Here is a 25,539-nt window from a genome sequence, read left to right on the forward strand (position 1 = left end):
GGAATACTTCAATAATCCATGTCGTGCTCTGTAACAAAAGAAACTTCTCGTCATTCTGGTTGAGCGCTATTTTTTAGCAGTGTCTTTTTGCGAGAAAATCCAATGACTCGTTTCATCAGACCTGTCATTCACGCACTGTCGGTTGCTCTCTTAGCCTTTAGTGGACCTTCCCACGCCCAAGGTGTTTCCGAAAAGGAATGGCCATTTACCGTAGCTGCTAAGGCTACCTTCAAACAGCCGTGGGCTATGACTTTTTTGCCTGACGGTACGCTGCTCGTTACCGAAAAGCATGGCGCGCTCAAGCATCTGGATCTTGATACCGGCCGTTCGAGCGCAATTACAGGGCTCCCTGCTATTGCTTATGGCGGGCAGGGTGGACTGGGGGACGTGATCCTTCATCCTGCCTTTACGGAAAACGGTTGGATCTATATTAGTTACGCTGAGGCCAGCCAAGACGGTGCTACCCGTGGTGCTGCGGTAGCACGGGCAAAGTTGGAGCTGGAGAAGGAGGGCAGCGGTAGGCTTTCCCATTTACAAGTCATCTGGCGCCAGACACCCAAGGTTTCCGGTCAGGGTCACTATGGTCATCGCCTTGCCTTTGGGCCAGACGGAAAGCTGTGGATCAGCTCAGGCGAGCGGCAACAGTTTACGCCGGCGCAAGACATGAACAGTAACCTGGGCAAAATCATTCGAATAAACGAGGATGGCAGTCTTCCAGCGGATAATCCTTTCGCTGACCAGGGCGGCATAGCAGCCCAGATATGGTCATTAGGCCATCGTAACCCGCTCGGCATTGCATTTGATAAAGAGGGCCGTTTGTGGGAGCACGAGATGGGCCCCAAAGGGGGAGATGAGTTTAACCTGATCGAGCGCGGAGCGAATTACGGCTATCCAAATGTTTCGGACGGGGACCACTACAGCGGCCGCCCGATTCCGGATCATTCAACCAACCCTGAATATATACCTCCGAAAATCAGTTGGACACCTGTAATCTCGCCTGCAGGCCTGATTATTTACGAAGCGGACCGCTTCGCCCAGTGGAAGGGTAATGCCCTTATGGGCGGACTTTCCGCCAGGTCGCTGATACGGCTCGTGCTTGAAGGAGATCAGGCTCGTGAGGTGGAGCGGTATCAAATGGACGCCCGCATACGCGAGGTCGAGCAAGGGCCGGACGGAAGCTTATGGGTATTAGAAGATGGCTCTGATGGCCGGCTATTGGAGCTACAGCCTAAATAAACAGATGCACATGAAACGTCACAGTAGCGGCGGCTGACAGGCTAAAGCATCAGGCAACGGATAGCCTGTTTAGTAAAGCCGGTCCATGCTGAGCGCAGCGATAAGGCTGCGCCTGCCCCATGCTTTTACTGCAAGAGATTATAAAGCCTGTGTTCTGTCGCAAAGGCCACCGGCTCTAAAACGCCTCATGGTTCCGCTTGTCTGTAAGCGATCATAAAAAATATCGATACCCCCTTAAGTATTTTCCAGACGACGTTTAAGCAGGCCGGCTTTAACGTCAGCAGCAAGATGGCAGGTAAGTGTACCTTTGCCATGTCAAGACTCCCTGTACAGGGTCGTTTCACCATAAGAACAACAAGGGTAGCCTTATGCATACCGACTCGCCTGTCGACGTCAAAAAATGGATCGATAGCCGGCCTGTCACGGGCCATCAATGGATGATCCTTGCTCTCTGTTTTTTCATCGTTCTCTTCGATGGTGTAGACGTAGCCGTAATGGGCTTCATCGCACCCTCGCTTATGCAGGACTGGCAACTTTCCAAGGCTGCGTTTGGTCCTGTTATGAGTGCAGCGATGATTGGCCTGGCCGTAGGCGCACTGGTGGCAGGTCCTTACGCTGACCGTTTTGGTCGCAAGACCGTACTGCTAGGGGCGGTAACCGCTTTTGGCGTATTGAGCCTGGCCTGCGCCTTTGCTCGTAATCCATACGAGCTGGCCATCCTGCGCTTTCTGACGGGCGTTGGCCTGGGCGCTGCGATGCCAAATACCACGACGCTTCTGTCCGAGTATCTGCCCGAGCGCTATCGTTCCTTGTTGATTACTGTCATGTTTACCGGCTTTAACCTAGGTTCAGGGGCCGGTGGGTTCGTGGCTGCTTGGTTGATTCCGCACTTCGGCTGGCAATCGGTACTGCTGGTGGGTGGGCTACTGCCCATTGCACTACTACCGTTTCTCTGGCTGCTGCTTCCCGAGTCGGCTCGCTTCCTGGTTGCCAAAGGTGCGCCTGCTGCAAGGATCGCTGCAGTATTGAACAAGTTAGGTGGTCAATTCTCTTCCCAAACTCGCTTCGTTAGTACTGAGCCGGCTGTGCAAAACAAGACGCCGGTTCGTGCATTGTTTGCCGAGCGCTATCGGTTGGGCACGTTCTCGCTTTGGACAACCTACTTCATGGGCCTGCTGGTGATCTACCTGATGATGGGTTGGCTGCCTACATTGATTCGTGAATCCGGTGTTTCCATCGAACGAGCGGCTACACTGACCGCTTTGTTCCAAATTGGCGGGACCGTAGGCGCTATTGTGGTTGGCTGGATCATGGATCGGCGCAATCCGAATCGTGTTATTGCCGGCTCCTATGCCTTGGGTGGTGCATTTATCCTGTTGCTGGGCGCATTGGGCTTGGAGTCCAGCTTGTTGACCCTTGGCGTGATCGCGGCTGGCTTCTGCATGAGCGGTGCTCAGACGGGACTGAATGCCTACGCGCCGGGTTATTACCCCACCGAGTCGCGTGCTACCGGCGTAAGCTGGATGCTGGGCATTGGTCGTTTCGGCGCTATTTTTGGCTCAATGATTGGCGGAGCGGTGCTAAGTCTGGGGCTGAGTTTCGGTCTGGTCTTTGCGGTACTGGCAATTCCGGCTTTCATCGCGGCGCTGGCAATACTGGGTAACGGTTACGCGGCTCGTCGCACTGCCCACCCGGCGCTGGCGTCTTAATACACAAAGGAAACTGTTATGGCACGTATCATCGGGGGGCTTGCAGTCTCTCATACTCCTACCATCGGCTTCGCCGTTGATCATAACAAGCAAGAGGAAGAGGCGTGGGCGCCTATATTCAAAAGCTTCGAGCCAATGAAGGCGTGGCTTAACGAAAAGAGGCCCGACGTACTGTTCTACATTTTTAATGATCACATCACATCGTTCTTCTTCGATCACTATTCTGCGTTCGCGTTGGGAGTAGACGATCATTACGATGTGGCTGACGAAGGCGGCGGTGTACGAGGGATACCCTCTATCGGCGGTAACGCAGCCCTGGCGCGGCACATTGGTGCAAGCTTGATGGCTGATGAGTTCGACATGTCTTTCTTCCGGGACAAGCCTATTGATCATGGCCTGTTTTCGCCCATGTCAGCCTTGTTGCCCTTCGAGCCGAAGTGGCCTGTCGACGTCGTGCCGCTGCAAGTAGGCGTGCTGCAGTTTCCGATTCCCAGTGCCAAACGTTGCTACAAGCTGGGACAGGCGCTGCGTCGAGCCATCGAAAGCTATCCTGAAGACCTGAAGGTAGTTGTTGCCTCAACGGGCGGTGTGTCTCATCAAGTGCATGGCGAACGTTGCGGTTTCAACAACCCGGAATGGGATGCTCAGTTTGTCGATCTGTTCGTCAACGATCCAGTTCGGCTTACCGAAATGACTGTGGCCGAATACGCTACCCTGGGTGGGCTTGAGGGCTCGGAAGTCATTACCTGGCTAATTATGCGGGGGGCTCTGTCTTCTAATGTGAAGCTGATTCATCAGGATTACTATTTACCCTCCATGACTGGTATCGCCACGCTGCTCCTGGAGAACCAGGCGCGTGAAGTTCCTATCGACGTGCATGAGCGTCATCGTGAGCATATGAACCATGAGCTGGCCGGCATTGAAAAGCTTGAGGGGACTTATCCTTTCACGCTTGAACGCAGTGCCAAGGGGTACCGACTGAACAAGTTCCTGCATGGTCTGATTGTGCCAGCCTGGCGGGAGCGGTTCCTGGAAGAGCCTGAAGCCATGTTTGAGGAGGCTGGGCTGACAGAAGAAGAGCGGGATCTGGTTCGCCGTCGCGACTGGCGTGGACTGATTCAATACGGAGCGATCTTTTTTCTACTGGAAAAGTTGGGTGCGGTAGTAGGTATTTCCAATCTGCACATTTATTCGGCGATGCGCGGGCAGTCGCTGGAAGAGTTCCAGAAAACGCGTAACCAGCAGGTACTGTATTCGGTTGCTGGTAAAAAATAGACTGTAGAACGGTGCTTCGGAGGCGGTTAACGCCGCTTCCGGAACCTGTGCTTGGTTTTTAGTGGTAGGGCTTTCCATCATTATGTGTAATAAGCGGAGCTCAGGGTATTGGCGTTACTGGTTATGAGTCTGCAGGCTCCAGCGCTACCTCTCGCACTTTTTCCATCAGGGCACGTGCCGCAGGCGAATGCAACCCTCCCGCCCGATAGATGAGTCCAATGGCTCGGCTGGTGTGACGCAGCTGCAAGGGCAGGCGCTGTAATTCACCGGACATGATTTCATATTCGAGTTGATGGGCCGAGACGGCCGCCAATAGATCCGAGCGCAGTAGTAAGCCACGGATGATGGCCAGATCACCGGTTTCTACTACCGGTTGGGGAACCTCGATTCCCAATTCGGCAAAGTAAGTCTCCAGCTGTTTCCGAGAGGGAGAGCCGGCGCGTGGTAATATCCAGCGAGCATGGCTCAGGTCATTCAGGCTTATTCCTGCATCCAGCAAGGGATGCCCGCGCCGTACCAGAATGACCATTTCCTCGGTTAACAAGGGTTCGCCCTGCAGATCACTGGCATAGTCGGATGAGCGTAATGCGCCCAGCACGAAGTCGATATCACCGGCGCGCAGTTCGGTTGCCAGCAGGTCGAAAGGACTTTCATTAGTTGCCACCCGAACGCCAGGGTGCGCAGAAGTAAGGCGTAAAATCGCCTCTGGCAGGATGCGGCTACGCCCTAAAGGAAGCGCGCCCACAGTAACCATACCTTGCAGCGAGCCTTGCAAGGCAGCGATGTCTGCATCGATATGGCGAAGCTCGTTCAATGCCCGGCGAATGGCGAGCAGGATATCCCGGCTAGCCAGTGTTGGTTGCAAACCGCGAGGAGTACGCTCAAACAAATGTTGGCCGCAGCCACCTTCGAGTACCTTGAGCGCTGCGCTAACTGCCGGCTGGGTCAGGCCGAAGGCTGCTGCAACGGTCTGCATATGATGGGTCTCGCACAACTTGACGAATACTTCCAGACGCCGCGTGTGCATTAAATACAGCGGCTCGGATACCGGTCCTGCGCCATGATTAAGCAGGCGTGGGACAGCTTCCAGTTCAACCAAGGCGCGCCGTGCACGCGGAAGGATACGTGTTCCATAATCGGTCAAACGCATACCATTGGCGTGTCGCTCAAAGAGCGGAATCGATAGCCTTTTCTCCAAGTCACGAATTGACCGTGTAACAACCGATTGTGCCCGGTAAAGTACTTCGGAAGCCTTGGATACGCTGCCTTGTTCAGCTACCCGAACGAATGCGCGTATCTGCATCAGGCTAGGAAGCTCTGCAGCAACCATCTTTGTCTTCTCATGGGTAGGGCGGGGATAGAGATCATGCGCTCAGTCAGCTGATAAGTAAAACGTATACCTGATCGAGTTGAATGCAATATTCGTTATGCAGCGTATCGTGGCAACCTCTGGCTTAAACGAGAGGAGCCCGAGATGAGTGAATCCAACAAGAAAACAGCCCTGGTAGTTAGCGCACATTCCGCTGATTTCGTCTGGCGTGCCGGTGGTGCCATCGCCCTGCATGCCCAGCAAGGCTATACCGTGCATATCGTCTGCCTGTCCTTTGGCGAGCGCGGCGAGTCCGCCAAGCTGTGGCGCAAGGGCGAGATGACCGAAGAAAAGGTCAAGGCCGCCCGCCGTACAGAGGCCGAAGCGGCTGCCGAGGTGCTGGGAGCCAGTGTCGAGTTCTTTGATATCGGCGACTACCCCATGCGTGCCGACAAGGACACCCTGTTTCGTCTGGCCGATGTCTTCCGCCGCGTACAACCTGAGTTTGTACTGAGCCACTCGCTCAAGGACCCGTACAACTACGACCACCCCTTGGCCACGCATCTGGCTCAGGAGGCACGCATCATTGCCCAGGCCGAAGGCTACAAGCCGGGTGAGAAGATTGTGGGCGCACCGCCGGTGTACTGCTTTGAGCCGCACCAGCCCGAGCAGTGCGAATGGCGTCCGGATGTACTGCTGGATATCACTGACGTGTGGGACAAGAAGTACGCGGCGATCCAGTGCATGGCTGGTCAGGAGCACCTGTGGGAGTACTACACCCGGGTTGCGCTGCAGCGTGGTGTACAGGCCAAGCGTAACGTAGGCATTACCTCCAGCAAGAACATCGTTTATGCCGAGGGCTACCAGAGCATATTCCCACGCGTCACGGAGAACCTGGCATGAGCAGCTTGATCGGCAAGACCGGCATCGTGGTACGCACTATCCAGCGCGCCGAGTCGGCGGTTATTGATGAGTTGGTGCAGTATGGCGTAGCGACCATTCACGAGGCCCAGGGCCGGAAGGGCTTGCTCGATCCGTCGATTCGCCCTATCCAGCAAGACCATGGCATCAGTGGCTCCGCTGTTACCGTACTGGTAGCTCCTGGCGACAACTGGATGTTTCATGTTGCGGTAGAGCAGTGTAAACCAGGCGATATTCTGGTCGTTGCGCCCAGTTCCCCATGCACTGACGGTTATTTCGGTGACCTGCTGGCCGCCTCACTTAAAGCGCGTGGCGTTCGTGGCCTGGTCGTGGATGCGGGTGTACGTGACAGTCGCACTCTGCGTGAGATGGGCTTTGCCGTATGGTCGCGAGCGGTCTATGCACAGGGTACCGTCAAGGAAACCCTGGGATCGGTAAATATTCCGGTGATCTGTGCAGGGCAACTGATCAACCCGGGTGATGTGATTGTGGCCGATGACGATGGCGTCGTGGTGGTCCGCCGCACAGAAGCGCAGCAGGTACTGGAAGCCAGCCGCAAGCGAGCCGATGCTGAAGAGCAGAAGCGTGTGCGCCTGGCAGAGGGCGAGTTGGGGCTGGACATCTACAACATGCGTCCGCGCCTGGCTGAAAAGGGTCTCCGCTACGTCGATAGCCTGGACGAACTGGAGGGCTGAGCCATGAGTCAGACCCGTATACCTTGTCTGATGATACGTGGTGGCACCTCGAAGGGCGCTTACTTCAGCGCCTCCGACCTTCCTGCCGATGAGGCGCTGCGCGAACGTGTGCTGCTGGCGGTCATGGGCTCGCCAGACAAGCGTCAGATCGACGGCATCGGCGGTGCCGATTCGCTGACTAGTAAGATCGCTATAATCAAGCGCTCCGAGCGACCGGATGCCGATGTGGACTATCTGTTTGCCCAAGTCTTGGTTGAAGAAGCTCGTGTCGATTATGGACAGAATTGCGGCAATATCCTGGCCGGTGTAGGCCCGTTTGCTATCGAGCGTGGGCTGGTCCCGATCACAGCCGATACGACTCGCGTACGAATCTTCATGGAAAACACCGGCCAGATCGCTGTAGCTAATGTACTGACGCCAAACGGCGAAGTGCTGTACGAAGGCGAGGCGCGTATTGATGGAGTACCCGGTACGGCTGCCCCGCTGGTCGTTGAGTTCGAAGATATAGCTGGCTCCAGCTGTGGCGCGTTGTTACCTACTGGACAAGCATGCGACACGTTTGACGGTATTGAGGTGACCTGCATTGATAACGGGATGCCGGTCGTACTCTTGCGAGCCAAAGATGTAGGCCGCACTGGCTACGAAACCCGCGAACAGCTTGACGCTGATGACGAGCTCAAAGCCATACTCGAATCAATCCGTCTACAGGCTGGCCCACGAATGAACCTGGGTGACGTGACCCAGCGTACCGTTCCCAAAATGTGCCTAGTTGCCGAGCCTAAGGCTGGTGGTGCTATCAGCAGCCGGACGTTCATACCACATCGCTGTCATGCTTCCATCGGTGTGTTTGGTGCGGTCAGTGTAGCCTCAGCCTGTCTAATCGAAGGTTCGGTGGCTGAAGGCTTGGCTCAGGTAGAGCAGGGCGATCTGCTGCGGTTATCTGTCGAGCATCCAACCGGTGAATTTACCGTCGAGCTTCATCGACGCAACGGTGAGCTGGCAGGATGCGGACTATTGCGGACTGCGCGTTTGCTGTTTGATGGCAAAGTCTGCATAGCTCGATCCGTATGGTCAGGTAAGCATTGAGACTCATGCATAGCCTTTCAGGAAGAGCGAGTGGTTTCTAATCGGGCTGATCAACCAGGGATGGTGATCAGCCGATATCCATCATACTGATACATAACAAGAATGCTGGGCTGACTCTATGCGTAACGGACCGTCAAGTTCTGAAAGCGCTGGATCTCGGCAGCGGTTAATGATTAACGCGAAGGTCCGTTTGTAATACCTGCCGGATGTATCACAGACGAGCTGCGTCTAACGCGTGCCCATTGGCTGCTGATACGTATTAATCGAAATATATTTAAAGTCTTGCTCGAATACCCGGCAATACATACTGGTTTCGTACAGGGATAGATATGACATTCTTGGAAGCGATTCTTGCACTAGGTCTGGCGGCTGAAATACACGACTCAAATGAGGCTATAAATTTTACAGCCAAGCGATGCCTGAATGAGATTCCTTCGAAATACAAAGAGATCATTCAATATATAGCTGAGAGCGCCTCTCCCTTATTTTATGTAAGAGCCTTAATCAAAACGATTCCAGACAGCGTTATTAATAAACTGGATTCTGTTTCTGCTCAATAAAAGGTGGAGTCATTATAAGCGGAGCGGGTAGAGCGGCTTTACGGCGAGGCGAATAGCCGCTCTATTTAAGTTAAGGCGGCTTATGAGTCCAGCCCGATCTCAACCGTGTCGCCCTGGAGACGAGCCGGCCATACACGCAAACGTTGCTCGGGATACTCAAGGCAAGCACCGTCCTTTAGGCGAAAATGCTGCTTGTACAACGGCGAGGCAACAACGAGTTCGCCTTTGAGCGTGCCTACAATGCCCCGGCCGATAACGTTGGCCCCGGATTTGGGGTCTTTGTTCTCAATGGCAAAGACCTTTTCGTGGTCGTCTACCTGTGGCAAGTGGAACAGGGCAACCTGATAACCATCGAGCCAGGCGACAACGCCAGAGTTGGCAACCAGGTCGCGACGATGACACAAGGCGCGCCACGTAACGGCATGGGTTGGTTCGGTCTGAATAAGAGCAGTAGTAGTCTGGCTCATCAGAGTGCCTCCTCGGTGACAGGGATCAGATGAAGTTCAGAGTGCGTGGCCGGTCGACGCTGGCCGCGCTCCTTAACAAAATGAATGTCTGGATCGCCGCGCCCGTCGTTGACGAAGGTACGGAAGCGCTTCAGTTTTTCTGGATCGTTGAGCGCATTAGCCCATTCACATTCATAGCGATCGACGACCAGTTGCATCTGGCTTTCCAGTTCGGCAGCAAGCCCTAGGCTGTCATTGATGATCACGTCCTTTAGATAGTGCAAACCTCCTTCAAGGCTCTCACGCCATACGGAAGTGCGTTGCAGCTTGTCGGCTGTACGTACATAGAACATCAGAAAGCGGTCGATATAGCGCACCAGCGTTTCGTCATCGAGATCAGTGGCAAACAGCTCAGCATGACGGGGGCGCATTCCACCATTACCTGCCACATAAAGGTTCCAGCCTTTGTCGGTGGCGATCACGCCAACATCCTTACTCTGTGCTTCGGCGCACTCACGGGTACAGCCGGAGACGGCAAACTTGATCTTGTGCGGCGAGCGCAAGCCCTTATAGCGATTCTCCAGATACAGGGCCATGCCGACGCTATCCTGTACGCCGTAGCGGCACCAGGTACTACCAACGCAGGATTTGACGGTACGCAACGACTTGCCGTAGGCATGGCCGGTTTCAAAACCCGCCTCGATCAGCTCGCCCCAAATGTCCGGCAATTGATGCAGCTGAGCGCCGAAGAGGTCGATGCGTTGACCGCCAGTGATCTTGGTATAAAGATCGTATTTTTTTGCCACTTCCCCTAGGGCGATGAGTTTGTCTGGAGTGATTTCGCCACCGGCAATACGCGGCACGATGGAATAGGTGCCGTTCTTTTGCATGTTTGCCATAAAGGTGTCGTTGGTATCCTGCAAGGGGATCAGCAGTGGATCGGTAATCGGCTGATTCCAGCAGGACGCCAGAATGGAGCCTACGGCTGGCTTGCAGATATCGCAGCCCACGTGACCACGGCCATGCTTGGCGAGCAGTTCCTCGAACGTCTGGATGCCTTCTACACGAACAATGCCGTAGAGCTCCTGGCGAGTATGAGCAAAGTGCTCACAAAGACTCTTGTCTACGGCTACGCCACGGGCCGAGAGTTCGTGCTCGAATACTTGTTTGAGCAGGGCGCTGCAGCCACCGCAGCCGGTGCCAGCTTTGGTGGCAGCCTTTAGCTCACCCAGGTCTGTACAGCCTTGGTCGACCTGACAGCAAATGGCGCCCTTGTTGACGTTGTGGCATGAACAAATGGTTGCCGTATCGGGGAGGGCATCAGCACCCAATATAGGAGCGCCGTCTGAAAGCGGGAGTATCAGGCTGGAGGGATCCTGCGGCAGTTTGATGCCGTTCTGGGCATACTGCAGCAGTGTGTCGTAATAGCTATTGTCACCTACCAGCACGGCACCGATAACGCGTTTGCCATCAGGCGAGACGACTAGACGACGGTAACTTGAAGTTGCCTCGTCGATAAAACGGTAACTTTTGGCGCCTGGTGTGGCAGCATGCGCATCGCCGATAGAGCCAACATCTACTCCCAGCAGCTTGAGCTTTGTAGACATGTCAGCGCCGGTGAAGGGCTCGTATGGCTTTCCAGCCAGTTGCAGGGCCACATTACGCGCCATGGTATAGCCTGGGGCAACCAAGCCGAAGATGCTACCGTTCCAGCTGGCGCACTCACCAATAGCGAAAATGCAGGGATCAGAGGTTCTGCACGTGTTGTCCACTACCACGCCGCCACGCGGAGCGATATCGAGCCCTGCACTGCGGCCCAGTGCGTCCTGCGGGCGGATGCCAGCAGAAAAGACGATCAGGTCGGTTTCCAAAAACTCACCGTCCTGGAAGTTCATGCGGTAGGCATACTCGTCACCCGGAACGATTTCCTGAGTGGCACGTGACAGGTGTACACCAACGCCTAATGCTTCGATCCGCTGGCGCAGGGCTTCGCCCCCGTCGGCATCCAGCTGTACCGGCATCAGGCGCGGGGCAAACTCTACGACATGTGCTTCGAGCCCTAGCGATTTAAGAGCATTAGCCGCTTCCAGCCCCAACAGCCCGCCGCCGACGACCACGCCGCGACGTGCCGTTCTGGCGGCGGCCCGGATGCTGTCAAGATCGCTTAGCGTGCGATAGACGAGCCGAGAGTTTCCCTCGGCACCGGGGATAGGCGGTACGAAAGGATAAGAGCCGGTAGCCAAGACTAGGCAGTCGTAAGGTATACGCCCTTGAGTGGTAACGATCTCCTTTCGTTCACGGTCAATCTCTTGCACCTGCATCCCAAGATGCAGATGTACACCGCTCACAGCGTAGAAATCGGCTTCGCACAAGGCCAGGGATTCGGCATCACGCCCACCGAAGTATTCGGAAAGATGCACGCGGTCATAGGCTCGCTGATGTTCTTCCCCAAACACATGAATCTGATAATGGGCAAGCGCACCGTGGGCGATCAGTTGCTCGACACAATGATGGCCTACCATGCCATTACCGATAACTACTAGGGTTTCTCGCTTGATCGGGGTGACAAGAGAATTCATAGCCTTTCCTCAGTCAAAGCCACTGCCGAAGCATGGCCAGCTAAAAACTGGACAAAAAAAGGCGCCTGGAGCCGTCTAGCAGCCCCAGGCGCCTTTGCCTGGTATCTGTGGATGTATGAGATGTCGACCGGGCCGCGTTGCCTGGCGCATCGGTCCCTACCTATAAAGGCTCTTGGTCGCCGGTGACCGAATGGGACGGCCCGTTGTTAAACAGGCTTCAGTACTCTTTAAGCAACCTGCATGCCATTGTCAGATTTACAAAGGGACAGCCTGTAAAGACTTACACATTAAGGGGGCAAACTGCGGGAAATCAGGTAATTACGCGTAAGCGTCAGTACTGTGAAGCAAAAAGAAATCAGCGTCTTTGCATAAGGCAGGGGCCGACTTATTGAACCAGAACGGTGCACGGTGGATGTTCTTGCTTCTTTTTCAAGCATGGGCTCAACGTTATACGGACTGATCAGCCTGTATAGAATGGCCTGAGCCCAGCAGTTTATCCTCTAGTGATTGAGCACAGTCTGATCGAATCGGTTAATGCATCAATGGCACGAGGTCGTGGAAAGCTAGCTCGCCAAGCCACTCCTATCGTGCGGAACGGGGCCGGATCGGCAAAAGGACGCGCTTCAAGAATACCCGGCGCGTAATGAGAATTTTCGATAGCTGACAAAGGCAGGACGGAAACACCAAGGCCGGACGCTACCATGTGCCGAATCGTCTCTAAGGATGAGGCTTCGATATAAGGGTCTTTAGGGTCCTTGGCTTGTAACTTCACCTTGCGCAAGGAAGGGCACACGGAGAGTAACTGATCGCGGAAACAGTGACCTTTTCCGAGTAACAGCATCCGTGCCTTGTTAAGCAGCTTCATTTCTATACGTTCAAGTGCGGTCCAGGGATGGTTAGAAGGCATCATGACGTAAAACGGCTCATCGTATAGCGGCTTGGTCAATACATCCGGGTCGCTAAAGGGCAGTGCGACGATAATGGCGTCCAGCTCCCCGTTGCGTAATTTGTCACGCAGAACCGGCGTGAAATTTTCTTCTGTATAAAGTGGCATATCCGGCGCTACACGATTGAGTTGTGATACCAGATGGGGATATAGGTAAGGGCCAACCGTATAGATAGTACCAATCTTAAGTGGAGCACTGAGTTGGTTGCGTCCGGCTTCGGCGAGTTCACGTATGCCTTGGGCAAGCTCGACGACTTTTTGCGCTTGAGCGATAACGACCCGGCCAGTGGGGGTCAGACGAACATGAGACTTACTGCGTTCGAACAGCCGGACGTCCAGTTCTTCTTCAATGTTTTTAATGCCCACTGAAAGAGTGGGCTGGCTGACATGGCAGCGTTCGGCTGCACGGCCAAAATGTTGCTCTTGAGCCAGAGCCACGATGTACCTGAGTTCGGTCAGTGTCATAAGAATCCATACTCCTCGACCCAATGGGCACAAGCCCGAATCGCACAGGAGAGATGCGGCCGGGAACTGATGCAAATGCCTATCGTTAATTAGCGCTACTTTCGCTGTTTGACAGGCAAGGCACCAATAGCCTTTTTCCATAAGCTTTTAAGAAGATGGTCATTGGAAGTAGGGCGTTCTTACGCTAGTCAACTAGGCCAGTATCGTTACTTCCAGGGCCGTTCACGTAAAACATTAAATGACAGCTCTGATAGAGGGCGGCTGTTTGACGTGCAGTCACCTTTTTCTTGCCTTTCTACATGCCCGAGACGGCTTTAGCTCCAGAAAAACTCAATCAATAACTTTAGGTTTAACCCGACGATCAAGGACGCGATGATCCAGGCCAAGACCGCTACGCCTCGGCCAATAACAAAGGTGCCCATCAGCTTTCGACTGGAGACAAAGCGGACCAAGGGAATGACGGCAAAAGGCAGTTGCATTGACAGTACGACTTGGCTGAGCACAAGTAACTTGGCGGTTCCACTCTCACCGTACAGGCTGGTTACAACAATGACTGGAATGATGGCTAATCCGCGCGTCAGCAAGCGGCGCGCCCAGTCAGGCATGCGAAGGTGTAGAAACCCTTCCATGATAATTTGCCCGGCTAGCGTTGCGGTTACTGTGGAGTTGATGCCGGAGGCGAGCAAGGCCACGGCAAACAGGATGGAGGCGATGCCGACACCAAGCATGGGCGACAGAAGATGATAGGCCTGATCGATCTCCTCGACATCGGTGCGGCCAGCCTGGTGAAAAACCGTTGCTGCCGTAATGAGAATCGCGGCATTGACAAATAGGGCCAGCATTAGAGCAATGGTGCTATCCGTTACAGCCCAGCGAATCCCCTGACGACGACCTTCCTCTGTCCGTGCGTAGGCGCGTGTTTGAACAATGGAGGAGTGCAGATACAGGTTGTGGGGCATAACGGTGGCGCCAATGATCCCGATAGCCAAATAAAGCGCAGCCGGATTAGTAACAACCTCGGCCTGCGGCAAAAAGCCTCCCAGCACATCACTGATAGCCGGTTGGGCCAGGAGCATCTGGATACCAAAGCAGGCAAAGATAATAGTCATCAGTGCAATGACGAAAGCCTCCAGCCAGCGGAATCCATAACGCATCAACAGAAGGATCAGAAATACGTCAGCTGCCGTGATGACGGCTCCCCATACGAGCGGAATACCAAATAGCAAATTGAGCGCAATAGCCGTGCCGATGACCTCGGCCAGGTCGCACGCAATAATGGCCATCTCGCAGGCCAGCCATAAGAGAATATTGACGGGTCTGGAGTAGGTATTCCTGCAGGCCTGGGCAAGGTCGAGGCCTGTAGCGATACCTAGTCGGGCAGCCAGTGCCTGCAACAAAATGGCCATAAGGTTGGACAGCAGAATAACGGAAAGCAGCATGTAGCCGAATTTAGAGCCGCCGGCCAGATCGGTCGCCCAGTTGCCCGGATCCATATAGCCTACCGACACCATATAACCCGGACCGATAAAGGCCAGAAGTCGTCTCATCCAGTGGCCGGATACCGGTACCGGTATGCTGGCGTTGAATTTGCCTAAACTGGGACGAGGAACGTGATCGTGGGCACTCCACTGGAGATCAGGATAAGCAACGGACTCTTTCATCAATACGCACTCATCAGAAGTCTACGAATACATCTAGAAACTTAGCCTAGGCTAAGTTTCCATGCCAAGGTAATTAAAGTTAGCTATCCCTAAAATTAAGGATTAATTTTTTTGGCCTTATTTGCCTGATCGGTCAGAATGGGAGATCTGAATATCTATGCGTTTCAGGCAGTTTGTTTATTCTGGAGAGCTTGTGGTGCGCAAAAGTCGTGATGAAACAGTGGCGATAAAGCCCCTCGTCGAGGCTTCCATTCACGTGGAGGGTTTCCAGCAGGTACGCGAAGCGCATCGCCAGGAACTTATCGAAGATTATGTGGAGTTGATCTCCGACCTTATCCATGCCCATGGCGAGGCACGACAAATTGATATCGCTACACGCATGGGTGTAGCACAGCCCACCGTAGCCAAGATGCTCAAACGCCTGATTGCATGCGGTTACGTTGTTCAGCAACCTTATCGAGGGGTGTTCCTGACGGCCGAAGGAGAGGCATTAGCAGAGGCGAGCCGCGCTCGTCACGAAGTTGTCGAGTCTTTTCTATTGGCGCTGGATATTGACCCTGCCGTTGCCCGTCGTGATGCCGAAGGAATCGAACACCATGTCAGCAGTGAAACGCTAGAGGCTTTCCGCCGTTTCGCTGAGGCCAGGCGTGGCGAAACAAAGACAAAGGAATAACTTGTACTTTGGTAGCTGTTTTGGGTGATGAGGTCTGGAGGGCGGTTATAACCCTGCTGCGCCAATCGACTACCTCAAGCTCAGCGGCCGCTGCGCCGCCTGTGACAGAGACGCCAGCCGTGCAGGTATAGGAAGCTATCTTAGCTGACTACCGTAAGGCACTGTCTTTATAGAGCGATCTACCGGTAGGCTGTGCTTTTGAGTGCCGAGAGCAGGGCCATGGACCTTAAACAACTAGAATGCTTTGTTCGGGTTGCCGAGTTTGGCAGTTTTACCAAGGCGGCAGCGGTGCTGAACCTGTCTCAGTCGTGAGAGTGGCGCCTCACGAGGCGGAGCGGTGAACAATGAAGTCTATGGCGGCTCGTTGACCTATAGCCTCCAGAGGCACAGCCTGACGGCCGTCTACCAGCACTTGGAAGGTACAAGCGGGTTTCCCTACGTCAACAATCCGTACCTACCGAACTACGTGCAGTACCACGACTTTGGCACGGCTAGCGAGCGTAGCTGGCAGTTAAGGTATGGCTACGACTTTGCGCCGCTTGGCGTACCGGGTCTGAGTTTCTTCACCAGCTACAACCCGCTGTCGTTGCTGTAACCGCAGCAGTCATCCGTCTGGTGAACCCTGCCAGGGTAATCGTGGCAGGGTTTCGCTTTGCCTGGGAGCGCAGAGGGCGCCACGAATGGCTGGGTCAGCTCATGCTGCTCAAAAGGCTGATGACATTTGTAATCGCTGTGAGAGACAGGACGGTAAACAATCCTACCATTGAAAGCGTAAGCTTTTTGCGGCTGGATTCTTGCCGAAAAGCTTGCGCCTGTTGAAGGGCCCGATTGGCAGCACCAGGGCGGATACCGTTATTCAGCATCCAGGTGAGCACTTGCTTATCATGCCAACCTCGCCTGACAGCGGAGGTGGCCAGTTGCGTTAACCCATCAGAGCACGCATTGTCGCGCATGTAACAAATTCCGTAATGAGGAATCTGTGAGACTACTCTTAGCCATGTGACGTTTCAACGTCAGAATGATGAAATCTTGGTGTCTTTTCAGGCCATGCCGGATTCTGCCGCTTGTAGGCGCTTCCGCCTGCTGAAATCCGACAGAAAGCGGTACGACTCACTAGACGGATGGGCATGGTTGACCATCTTCAGACGGGGTGAGGCAAAGCAGTAATGGAGCGGGCGGAGCGTTGACACAGGCGCCGGTCGACTTCAGCTATGTAATGGACATGCCGGTCGGACAGGCGCCTTTTTTGCCTTAAGCGTTTACACCGCAGCGTTAATGCGTCATGGGTTGCGTGAGTAGGAGGCCGCTTGCTGGACCTGCTCGTCGCTCGGCCGAATGCCTGTATAGAGTACAAACTGCTCCAATGCTTGCAGCGTGACCACCTCTGCACCGGTAATGACGGGCTTGTTCTTCTTTCTGGCCGCCTGAATCAACGGTGTTTCGGAGGGCATTGCCACGACATCGAAAATAACCCTAGCCTGTTCGATCAGCTCTTCCGGAAACGCGAGGTCATGTTCTTCCGGGCCGCCAGACATACCAATAGGCGTCACGTTAATCAGTAACTGCGGTTGTAAGCCTTCCAGAGAGGGCGCCCATTCGTAGCCGGACGCTTCGGCCAACGCCGGGCCGGTCACCGGATTACGCGCCACGATGTGGCCGCGCGAGAACCCTGCCTGGCGTAAGGCAAAGGCCACGGCCTTAGCCATGCCGCCGCTGCCACGCAAGGCGAAAGTCAGCTCTGACGAGACGGCATGCTTATCGAGTAAATAGGCGATGGCTAGGAAGTCCGTGTTATAGCCGGTCAGGCAACCGTTATCGTTGACGATGGTATTGACCGAGTCGATTACCTTGGCCGAGGGGTCGAGCCCATCGAGCAAAGGAATGCAGGCCTCCTTGAACGGCATGGAAATGGCACAGCCACGAATGCCCAAGGCGCGGATGCCGCCTATGGCTGCAGGCAGATCGTGTGTGGTAAAGGCCTTGTAGAGGTAGTTGAGTCCCAGCGCTTCATACAAATGGTTGTGGAAGCGTGTGCCGGTATTGCCGGGGCGGCCGGCCAGGGACATGCAGACCTGGGTGTCTTTGTTGATCGCGTGAGGCATGTTTGTTCCTTCAAATAGTAGCCTCCGTTTGTCCGCTCAGGCGACATTATGTTCCGTACGAGACGGCGTCCCTTACTGCTTGAGATAACCTTCGGCATAGCCGCGTAGCGGGCTGCTGTAGACATCGTCCAGCTGCAATACCGTACGGGCGAATTCCATCCAGGCATCCATCATCTCGGGTGTGCCGTTCAAGGCGCCCACCTTGATCCGGCCGCTGCGTAGTTCTGGCAGGCTGTACATGACCGGCTTCCCGAGAATGGCAGAGGCTTCCGAGAGCTCAGGAATATCCAGGTCCAATGCATCAAAGAACTCGTAGGGTCCAACCTTAAGTGGCTGAAGCTGCCGGACCTGCGCGATCGCGGATTCCACCTTGGCGCTTAATACCTCTGGGTCGATCTTTTGCCACTTGGCGCGCGACGCGATACGCCAGGCTTTGAGATCATCAGGGTCGACGCCAGGGCAGAGGCTCTTGTACGCCGCACTCAGGCAATGATCGGCCGCAGCAGCCAGGCGCAGTTCAGAGGTAGGCTCAAGTGAGAGCAGGTGGCATACCTGGCCCAGGGAAGACCCTTCCCAATAGCGGGCCGGTGGCATGTCGAAGCCGGGATCGCCCTCGTGGTGGTGATCCACAACGATATCGCGAGGATAAGACGCATCCGCCAGCGCGCATTCCACCCAAATTGTCCGGCCATGGGGTTGGCCTGGGCGGGTTGAAATCCGTTCTGCCCGATAGGCATTGCCCGGATAAACCCGGCGCTCTTCAGCCAGGGCATAAGCCACACGGTGTTGAGCCTTCAGGACAAGATCCTCGATGATCATCATCTCGGGGTCACGGGCTCCAAGGATAAAAAGATAGGTCATGGCATTAAAATCAGGCGCTCCGATAGGCGTACAAAATAGCGCTCAAACAGGTCGGGGCGGTTATCAGTTGGCAGGAACGTAACGACATTTTTGTGCCAAGAGCAGTGAGGAGACCCGACTTCCCTGTATTCTGCGCCACCTCCTGTTTCGCTATTGATCGGCACATTTACATGCACAGTGATACTTCTATACCGGCGCGGCGCATGTCGCGGAAGGATTACAAGACTCTAGCCCTGGCTGCACTAGGTGGTGCGCTGGAAATCTATGACTTCATCATCTTTGTGTTTTTCGCACTGGTGCTGAGTCAGTTGTTTTTCCCTGCAGATATGCCTGAATGGCTGCGCCTGCTACAAAGCTTTGGCATCTTCGCTACAGGTTATCTGGCTCGTCCGCTGGGCGGCATTCTTATGGCTCATTATGCGGACCGCCTCGGCCGCAAACGCATGTTCAACTTGAGCATTCTGCTGATGGCCGTGCCCAGTTTGTTGATTGGAGTGACGCCTACCTATGCGCAGATCGGCTATTTTGCGCCCTTGATCCTGCTAGGGCTGCGCATTTTGCAAGGCGCGGCCGTAGGGGGTGAAGTGCCCAGTGCCTGGGTCTTTGTGGCTGAACATGCACCGGCCTCGCATCGAGGCTATGCGTTAGGCATTCTGCAGGCTGGCCTCACTTTTGGTTATCTTCTAGGGGCACTGACCGCAACGGTGTTGTCCAGCATTTATACCCAGCAAGAACTTCATGACTTTGCTTGGCGCATCCCTTTCGTGCTGGGAGGGTTCTTTGGCATTGTCGCGGTGTGGTTGCGCCGTTGGTTGAACGAAACGCCGGTTTTCAAGGAAATGCAGGCTCGCAAGACCTTGTCCGAGCGCTTGCCCTTATCAACGGTCCTGCAGGAGCACCGTGCCGCCTTACTGCCGGCGGCAGTACTCACCTGTGTATTGACGTCTGCTGTCGTCGTGCTGGTAGTGGTCACGCCTACTGTCATGCAGAAGTATTTTGGTATTCCGACCAGCCAGACCTTTCGCCTGAGTTGTATCGGGATCATCTTCCTGAACATCGGCTGCGTACTGGCTGGCTGGGTGGCTGATCGGATCGGCGCCTGGCGAGCGGTAGGGCTATACAGCGCACTACTGGCGCCCGGTATTGCCATGCTCTATGCCAGCCTGGTCAGCGACGCGCTCAGTGTGTGGCTCGGGTATGCCATGGCTGGGTTAGCGTGCGGTATCGTAGGAGTCGTTCCCTCAGTCATGATCGGCCTGTTTCCGTCTCATATCCGTGTGACTGGAATCTCGTTTACCTACAACATTGCTTATTCGATCTGGGGAAGCGTCACGCCTTTGATCCTGATTGCCTTGATGCCGGTCAGTCCATGGTTCTGCGTGGCTTATTGCGCAGTAATCGGACTGGCAGGGATAGGGTTGATGCTGGCCTACGGTAAGGACGCCCGGTTCTCCCGCCCTCTAACTGACTTCGCCACCCACTAAATCCAGTGTTCGTCTCTAGCGACTGTTCTTCTTAGAGCAGTCGTTTGGCGTTTCGTTTAATATGTTATGTTATACAGTATTAAATATTCGCTAGGAGGCGGCTTGAAACTGCAAGTATTTTTAGGGGCGTTCGCACTGGCTGTAGGTCTTATAGCCTGCACGCCAAACCAGAACCCCGATGTGTTGACCCTGGGAGGGCCATTTGAATTTACCAGCCAGGATCCGGCACGCGATGGGTATGTGTATACCCGCTTGCAGATAGCGGAAAGCTTGCTGGAGGTAAATGACAATGGCGAGCTTTTGCCTGGTCTGGCCCAAACATGGGACATGAGTCCGAACGGTTTGACGTGGCGCTTTAGTCTTCGGGAGAACGTACGGTTTCATGATGGCACGCCGCTAACGGCCGAGGCCGTGGTTAATGCTCTGAATATGGCGCTGCGCAAGCCGGGCGTCATTCAATCCGCGGCCATTGAGAGCGTAAACGTCGAAGATGCTTTGACCGTTGCGGTACATCTGCGTGCGCCTTACAGACGCTTGGGGGCTGTGATGGCCCATTACTCGACCGCTATCCTGTCGCCCGCCTCGTATCGAGAGGATGCCAACGTTGCCTGGATGCAGGGGACGGGTCCTTATAAGCTGGTAGGCTTCGACCCTCCCCATCGTATTCAGGCGACACGCTTCGAGGAATACTGGGGGAAACAGGCCACCATCCCAAACGTGGTATATCTCACCGGACATCGGGCGGAAAGTCGTGCCCTACAGGTTATGGCCGGGCAGACGGACATCATTTATACCCTGGACCCTGCCAGCCTTAATCTGCTACGCAGGCAGGATAATGTCCGGGTGTATTCGGATACGATTCCACGAACCATTCAGATCAAGGTGAATGCAAGCCATCCGTTCATGGCTGAGCGTAATACGCGCCTTGCCATGAGTCTGTCGCTTGATCGTCAGGGTCTTTCGGAAAAGATCATTCGCGTACCGGGCGGCGAAGCCAATCAGCTCGTTCCACCTTCACTGGCAGAGTGGCACATCAATGATCTGCCTCCGATCAAGCAGGATATCGTGCGCGCTCGAGGATTGTTGGCCGAGGAGGGATGGCTGCCGGGAGCCGATGGCATTCTGGAGCGAGACGGCAAACGCTTTCAGGTAAGCCTGATTACCTACGCGGATCGCCCCGAGTTATACGTAGTCGCCACCGCGATCCAGGCGCAGCTGCGTGCTATAGGCATCGATGTAGACGTTTCCATCGTTAACTCCAGTGGCATTGCCTCAGGTCACCATGATGGCTCTCTGGAGCTGGCGCTGGTTGCACGTAACTACGGAAATATTGCCGATCCCTTAGGACTTCTAATTGCCGATTACGGTAATCACGGTAATGGCGACTGGGGTGGTATGGGCTGGCATAACGACGAGTTACCTGCCGTGCTGGAACAGCTTAAATCAGAACGTGATCCCGTGCTTTATCGGGAAAAGGCTCAGCGAGCCGCTCACATCCTGGCTGAAGAGATACCTGTCATTCCCGTACTGTTCTATACCCAGCAAACCGCTGTTTCCAGCCGCGTCCAGGGCTTCAGTTTTGATCCTTACGAGCGCAATTATCGTCTTTCTGAAATGAGCTTTGCACAACCATGATCGGTCTATTACTGAGGCGGCTGCTGCAGGCCGCTTTCGTCTGTTGGAGTATTGGTACCCTGACGTTCATTCTGCTGCGTCTGCTACCCGGCGATATGGAGTTTCGTATTGCTGCCGGGCGTTACGGCCACGATAACGTGGACCTGGCCGCGGCCGAGGCGGTTCGTGCCGAACTGGGCCTGGATCAGCCTGTATGGCAACTGTATCTGAATTGGCTGTTGGATCTGATGCGCTTCAACCTAGGCGATTCGCTGGTCAGTGGTCTGCCCGTCGTACATGAAATGCTTCATTTGCTCGAGCACACACTAATGTTGGCTGGGGCGGCAACAGTGGTGTCTCTGCTGATCGCCATTCCCGTGGGGCTTTATGCAGCATTGAAGGCGAATGGCTGGTTTGATCGCTTGTCGCTCATGGTCTCGGCCTTTCTACGTGCCCAACCCATTTTTATGATTGGTCTGGCTCTGATTCTGCTGTTCTCGCTGGAGCTGAGGATGTTGCCTGTAGCGGGTTTCGATGGGCCTCGTTATCTCGTACTTCCGGCAATCAGCCTGGCGCTGGCGATGGCGGCTGTCTCCAGCCGGGTAGTTCGTCACAGCGCCAGCGAGGTGTTTCGCTCTGCCTTCTTTACCTTTTCTCGAATCAAGGGGCTGACGTTCCGGCAGGCCTTTCTTCGTCATGGTTTACGCAATTGCTCGTTACCGGTCGTGGTATTTCTGGGTATTCAGTTGGCTAGCGTCATCGAGGGTGTCGTGATGATCGAGTCCCTCTTTTCCTGGCCGGGCCTGGGCCATGGTTTGGCGCATGCCATTTTTAGCCGCGACGTTCCCATGATTCAGGGGGCGGCAATAGCGTTGGGGCTGATATTCGTGGGACTTAATCTCATTGTCGATCTGACGTGCTATGCCATCGATCCACGTAGCAGGGAGGCGGCTTGATGAGACGTGTCAAACAACTCAATGGCAGCCAGCAAATAGGTGCCGCTATTCTGGCGTGTCTGGTCGGTTTCGCATTTCTCGAGTGGCTGCTTAACGGCACGGACCCTGCGGTACAGAACCTGGGCAACCTGTTTGCCGCTCCGAGCCTTGCCGAACCCCTGGGAACCGATCAGTTCGGCCGTAGCATGCTGGCCCGTATGGGAGCAGCGCTCCGGCTGTCGCTTCTGCTAAGTCTGGTATGCGTACTTACGTCGGCTACGATCGGCGTGGCCTTGGGCGTATTGGCAGGCTGGCGGGAAGGGTGGATCGATCGCATCGTCTCGTTTGTTTTGAATATGGTATTGGCCTTACCGGGGCTGGTGTTGATTCTGCTTTTTGCCGGTTTAGCGCCGGGCTCTTTGCTCATGCTCTACCTTGGGATCTCGCTGGTGCTGTGGGTGGAATATTTCCGGGTCGTTCGTGCAATAACCCGAGCGTCCGTCGCGTCGTCACCTATGCAGGCGTCAAGGATGCTGGGGTTTGGCAGCTTTTATTGCTTTAAGCGCCATGTCTGGCCGGCACTTCTTACGCCGGTTCTGACGTTGGCGGCGTTTGGTGCAGCCGCTTCTATCTTGGCATTGGCTGCGCTGGGCTTTGTCGCGGTGGGACTTCGCCCACCCACTGCCGAGCTAGGCCTGATGATGGTGGAGCTCTTTCCGTATTACAGCGAGGCACCTTGGGTACTGGCACAGCCCGTATTCGCCGTATTCCTACTGATCATTGCCCTAAATCTGCTGGCTGGAAAGACGAAATGACCGCACTGTTGCAACTTGAAAACCTGTCGATTGTGGCAGGAGATTCAGTACTGGTTGAGCCGATATCTTTAACCTTGGCAAAAGGTCAACGGCTGACAATCCTTGGTGAGACGGGGGCCGGTAAAAGTCTTTTGATCCAGGCCATCATGGGCTTGCTGCCTCCGCCGTTGAGGAGACAGGGAACGGTTCGTATCGTTGGGCAGGACATTGATACGCTTTCGCGCAAGGATCAGCAGCGCTTATGGGGGCATCACATCAGTATGTTGCCGCAGGAGCCCTGGTACTCGCTAGATCCCTTGATGCGCAGCCAGCAACAGGTTGCCGAGGTCTATGAGTGCGTCCAACAGGAGCGGCCTGACCAGGCCAACGTCAAGGCCCAGCGCGACTTGGTTGGAGTAGGGTTAGGGGAGGCCGGTCATAGGCTGCCCGGTCAGCTGTCTGGCGGTATGGCTCAACGCCTGGCTTTTTGCGCAGCGACAGCGGGAGGTGCCGAGATCGTTTTGGCCGACGAACCCACCAAGGGACTCGATATCAGCCGCCGCGACTACATTGCAGCGCTGCTTCGCCAAAAGGGCGAAGACGGCGCGGTACTCACCATTACCCATGATGTAGAAGTGGCGCGCCAGATCGGCGGCACAATCATGGTGATGCGCAACGGCCGTCTGGTCGAACAGGGGAACGCCGAATCGCTGCTAGGCGCACCGTCAGCGGGCTATACCCAGGAGCTGATCAACGCCGCGCCTGAGAGCTGGCCGTCCGTCAGGCGTCACCAGCCCAACGTGTCCCGCGCTACGGTTCTTGAGGCGCAAGGACTGGAAAAGACTCGGGGCGGAAAAACCTTATTCAAGGAGTTGGATCTCGTCATCAACCAGGGCGAGATAGTGGGTATTACAGGAGACAGTGGCTGTGGCAAGAGCAGCCTGGGCGATATCCTGTTGGGATTGCTACCGGCCGATAAAGGCCGGGTCGTGCGAGCGCCTGGAGTTGCTCCCTACAAATACCTGAAGCTGTACCAAGATCCTCTCGCAGCGTTTGCCTCTGCGGCCTCCCTGAAACAGCTCTTCGACGATGTGATCCGGCTACATGGGTTAGACGCTCGAAAGGTACCGCCTCTTCTGGAGCAGTTACGGCTGAGCCCTGCTTTGTTAGACAGAGCTGTCCATGAGGTATCAGGTGGAGAGCTGCAGCGGCTGGCAATTGCACGCGCCTTGTTGCTGGAGCCCGTCTTCCTGTTTGCGGATGAACCTGTATCACGGCTGGATCCCATTACAGCTCGCGAGGTAGCTCTTTTATTGACGCAAGTGGCTACCGAGCATAATTGTGCCGTTCTTCTGGTCAGCCACGACCCGTATTTAGTCGAGAAGACATGTGACCGTACGCTTGCATTAGGGGCGCCGGAGTAGCGGGAACGGTTTCGGTCTGGCTGGCAGTGCAGCAGTGGCTCAAGCTAGAGCTTTTAGAGGTGACGGTCGATCATGACCAAGTGTCATGATCGACCGGTTTCCCCTGTGGACAACAAATATGGGAGTAGGGGAGGGCGGTTTTGAAGCATCCTGCCTCGATGGATCGACCCTTGCGAAAACGGCAAGGGTAGAAAAATCTACAACTCTGCCAACCGGATGAGATAGCCATCGATTTCCTGAACAGGCATGCCAGTGTCATTGCACAGATAGGTGCTTTTGACCACTTTTTCGTCAAGAATCATGGGCGTATTGGCAGCATTCCGCTCCTTTAGCTCACTTAGCGCCTTTTTTAATTCAAATACTGCTTTGTTATAGCTAACCAGCTTATGACCATACTGGCTCTGCATAATGAGAAAATGCATGAGGTTTACCCTGTAGGTTGCTGACCTGATTAGTTATAGGTGAAAAAAAAGCGAATACAAAGGTCCAATAGTCGGCAAGCCAACCTTACCGATAACAGGCAGAACGGTGATGAAAGACTGCGCACCTTGATTGGCTGAAGCTACAGCGCCCCCTCAGTGAGCGATTAAGGATTGTAAGGGATTGGCAGATTATGCTTAGCTGAACAGGTGGTTCCGATAGTGGCGACAGCGTTTGAAGCTAGCGCCCTGAATTGTTAGTTAGCCTATTAAATTTGCGGTTTTTAAACGCTGTGGTGCAGGCGTAACGAGGGGGGGGGGGTTAGCGCATCTCGCTAGAGCCCT

General features: G+C 54.9%; 23 protein-coding genes. 15 read left to right on the plus strand and 8 right to left on the minus strand.

Annotated elements, in window-relative coordinates:
• Window positions 1-102 precede the first annotated feature (102 nt).
• From IQ22_RS16405 to IQ22_RS16415, 3 genes are all read left to right on the plus strand, one after another.
• Complete coding sequence (locus IQ22_RS16405) at window positions 103-1,236, plus strand: PQQ-dependent sugar dehydrogenase (RefSeq protein ID WP_145143930.1); 1,134 nt, start codon at window positions 103-105, stop codon at window positions 1,234-1,236.
• Window positions 1,237-1,604: 368 nt separating this feature from the next.
• Window positions 1,605-2,945: an MFS transporter gene (locus tag IQ22_RS16410; RefSeq protein WP_145143932.1), complete on the plus strand. Its 1,341-nt coding sequence runs from the start codon at window positions 1,605-1,607 to the stop codon at window positions 2,943-2,945.
• Between the two features lie 18 nt (window positions 2,946-2,963).
• Window positions 2,964-4,220 (plus strand): gallate dioxygenase, encoded by a 1,257-nt coding sequence (locus IQ22_RS16415; RefSeq protein WP_145143934.1) that lies wholly within the window; start codon window positions 2,964-2,966, stop codon window positions 4,218-4,220.
• Window positions 4,221-4,341: 121 nt separating this feature from the next.
• Here IQ22_RS16415 and IQ22_RS16420 read toward each other — a convergent pair whose 3' ends face one another.
• Window positions 4,342-5,550 carry a LysR family transcriptional regulator gene (locus IQ22_RS16420; RefSeq protein WP_145143936.1) on the minus strand — a complete coding sequence of 403 codons (1,209 nt, stop codon included), beginning with the start codon at window positions 5,548-5,550 and terminating at the stop codon, window positions 4,342-4,344.
• Window positions 5,551-5,694: 144 nt separating this feature from the next.
• Between IQ22_RS16420 and galB the strand changes: the two genes are divergently transcribed.
• From galB to IQ22_RS16440, 4 genes are all read left to right on the plus strand, one after another.
• Window positions 5,695-6,432, plus strand: coding sequence for a 4-oxalmesaconate hydratase (galB, locus tag IQ22_RS16425; protein WP_145143938.1), 738 nt, complete (start codon window positions 5,695-5,697; stop codon window positions 6,430-6,432).
• Entirely contained in the window at window positions 6,429-7,145 is a 717-nt protein-coding gene (locus IQ22_RS16430) for a 4-carboxy-4-hydroxy-2-oxoadipate aldolase/oxaloacetate decarboxylase (protein WP_145143940.1), read from the plus strand. The genes galB and IQ22_RS16430 overlap by 4 nt, the downstream gene beginning before the upstream one ends.
• A 3-nt stretch (window positions 7,146-7,148) precedes the next feature.
• Complete coding sequence (locus IQ22_RS16435) at window positions 7,149-8,231, plus strand: 4-oxalomesaconate tautomerase (protein WP_145143942.1); 1,083 nt, start codon at window positions 7,149-7,151, stop codon at window positions 8,229-8,231.
• Window positions 8,232-8,560: 329 nt separating this feature from the next.
• A complete protein-coding gene (locus IQ22_RS16440) occupies window positions 8,561-8,791 on the plus strand; it encodes a DUF7740 domain-containing protein (RefSeq protein WP_145143944.1) in 231 nt (76 codons plus the stop codon).
• Window positions 8,792-8,871: 80 nt separating this feature from the next.
• On the opposite strand, the gene nirD is transcribed toward IQ22_RS16440, so the two are convergent.
• The 4 genes from nirD to IQ22_RS16460 all read right to left on the minus strand — a co-directional run bounded on the left by nirD (window position 8,872) and on the right by IQ22_RS16460 (window position 14,888).
• A complete protein-coding gene (gene nirD, locus IQ22_RS16445; protein WP_145143946.1) occupies window positions 8,872-9,258 on the minus strand; it encodes a nitrite reductase small subunit NirD in 387 nt (128 codons plus the stop codon).
• Window positions 9,258-11,816: a nitrite reductase large subunit NirB gene (gene nirB / locus IQ22_RS16450; RefSeq protein WP_145143948.1), complete on the minus strand. Its 2,559-nt coding sequence runs from the start codon at window positions 11,814-11,816 to the stop codon at window positions 9,258-9,260. The genes nirD and nirB overlap by 1 nt, the downstream gene beginning before the upstream one ends.
• Before the next feature lie 493 nt (window positions 11,817-12,309).
• Window positions 12,310-13,227: a hydrogen peroxide-inducible genes activator gene (locus IQ22_RS16455; protein ID WP_145143950.1), complete on the minus strand. Its 918-nt coding sequence runs from the start codon at window positions 13,225-13,227 to the stop codon at window positions 12,310-12,312.
• A gap of 314 nt (window positions 13,228-13,541) precedes the next feature.
• Window positions 13,542-14,888, minus strand: coding sequence for an Nramp family divalent metal transporter (locus IQ22_RS16460; protein ID WP_145143952.1), 1,347 nt, complete (start codon window positions 14,886-14,888; stop codon window positions 13,542-13,544).
• 196 nt (window positions 14,889-15,084) lie between these two features.
• Here IQ22_RS16460 and mntR point away from each other — a divergent pair, with 196 nt between their 5' ends.
• The 3 genes from mntR (at window position 15,085) to IQ22_RS16475 (ending at window position 16,156) form a co-directional block, all read left to right on the plus strand.
• The gene (gene mntR / locus IQ22_RS16465) at window positions 15,085-15,561 is read left to right on the plus strand and encodes a manganese-binding transcriptional regulator MntR (protein ID WP_244309216.1); all 477 of its coding nucleotides are present in this window, start codon (window positions 15,085-15,087) and stop codon (window positions 15,559-15,561) included.
• Window positions 15,562-15,780: 219 nt separating this feature from the next.
• Window positions 15,781-15,873 carry a LysR family transcriptional regulator gene (locus IQ22_RS16470; RefSeq protein WP_244309218.1) on the plus strand — a complete coding sequence of 31 codons (93 nt, stop codon included), beginning with the start codon at window positions 15,781-15,783 and terminating at the stop codon, window positions 15,871-15,873.
• A 25-nt stretch (window positions 15,874-15,898) separates the two neighbouring features.
• Window positions 15,899-16,156: an OprD family outer membrane porin gene (locus tag IQ22_RS16475; RefSeq protein ID WP_145143956.1), complete on the plus strand. Its 258-nt coding sequence runs from the start codon at window positions 15,899-15,901 to the stop codon at window positions 16,154-16,156.
• 685 nt (window positions 16,157-16,841) lie between these two features.
• On the opposite strand, the gene IQ22_RS16480 is transcribed toward IQ22_RS16475, so the two are convergent.
• Window positions 16,842-17,663 carry a shikimate 5-dehydrogenase gene (locus IQ22_RS16480; RefSeq protein ID WP_145143958.1) on the minus strand — a complete coding sequence of 274 codons (822 nt, stop codon included), beginning with the start codon at window positions 17,661-17,663 and terminating at the stop codon, window positions 16,842-16,844.
• Window positions 17,664-17,735: 72 nt separating this feature from the next.
• Complete coding sequence (locus IQ22_RS16485) at window positions 17,736-18,524, minus strand: hypothetical protein (protein WP_145143960.1); 789 nt, start codon at window positions 18,522-18,524, stop codon at window positions 17,736-17,738.
• Window positions 18,525-18,694: 170 nt separating this feature from the next.
• Between IQ22_RS16485 and IQ22_RS16490 the strand changes: the two genes are divergently transcribed.
• The 5 genes from IQ22_RS16490 to IQ22_RS16510 all read left to right on the plus strand — a co-directional run bounded on the left by IQ22_RS16490 (window position 18,695) and on the right by IQ22_RS16510 (window position 24,775).
• Window positions 18,695-20,008, plus strand: coding sequence for an MFS transporter (locus tag IQ22_RS16490; protein ID WP_145143963.1), 1,314 nt, complete (start codon window positions 18,695-18,697; stop codon window positions 20,006-20,008).
• A gap of 102 nt (window positions 20,009-20,110) precedes the next feature.
• On the plus strand, window positions 20,111-21,643 hold the full coding sequence (locus tag IQ22_RS16495; RefSeq protein ID WP_244309220.1) for an ABC transporter substrate-binding protein: 1,533 nt from the start codon (window positions 20,111-20,113) through the stop codon (window positions 21,641-21,643).
• Entirely contained in the window at window positions 21,640-22,578 is a 939-nt protein-coding gene (locus tag IQ22_RS16500) for an ABC transporter permease (protein WP_145143967.1), read from the plus strand. Before IQ22_RS16495 ends, IQ22_RS16500 begins: the two co-directional genes overlap by 4 nt.
• Window positions 22,578-23,372 carry an ABC transporter permease gene (locus IQ22_RS16505; RefSeq protein WP_145143969.1) on the plus strand — a complete coding sequence of 265 codons (795 nt, stop codon included), beginning with the start codon at window positions 22,578-22,580 and terminating at the stop codon, window positions 23,370-23,372. The genes IQ22_RS16500 and IQ22_RS16505 overlap by 1 nt, the downstream gene beginning before the upstream one ends.
• Window positions 23,369-24,775 carry an ABC transporter ATP-binding protein gene (locus tag IQ22_RS16510; protein ID WP_145143971.1) on the plus strand — a complete coding sequence of 469 codons (1,407 nt, stop codon included), beginning with the start codon at window positions 23,369-23,371 and terminating at the stop codon, window positions 24,773-24,775. The genes IQ22_RS16505 and IQ22_RS16510 overlap by 4 nt, the downstream gene beginning before the upstream one ends.
• 197 nt (window positions 24,776-24,972) lie before the next feature.
• Here IQ22_RS16510 and IQ22_RS16515 read toward each other — a convergent pair whose 3' ends face one another.
• A complete protein-coding gene (locus IQ22_RS16515; RefSeq protein ID WP_145143973.1) occupies window positions 24,973-25,197 on the minus strand; it encodes a hypothetical protein in 225 nt (74 codons plus the stop codon).
• Window positions 25,198-25,539: the final 342 nt, after the last annotated feature.

Origin of the sequence: Pseudomonas duriflava (assembly GCF_007830155.1) — a bacterium.
GTDB classification, from domain to species: domain Bacteria; phylum Pseudomonadota; class Gammaproteobacteria; order Pseudomonadales; family Pseudomonadaceae; genus Chryseomonas; species Chryseomonas duriflava.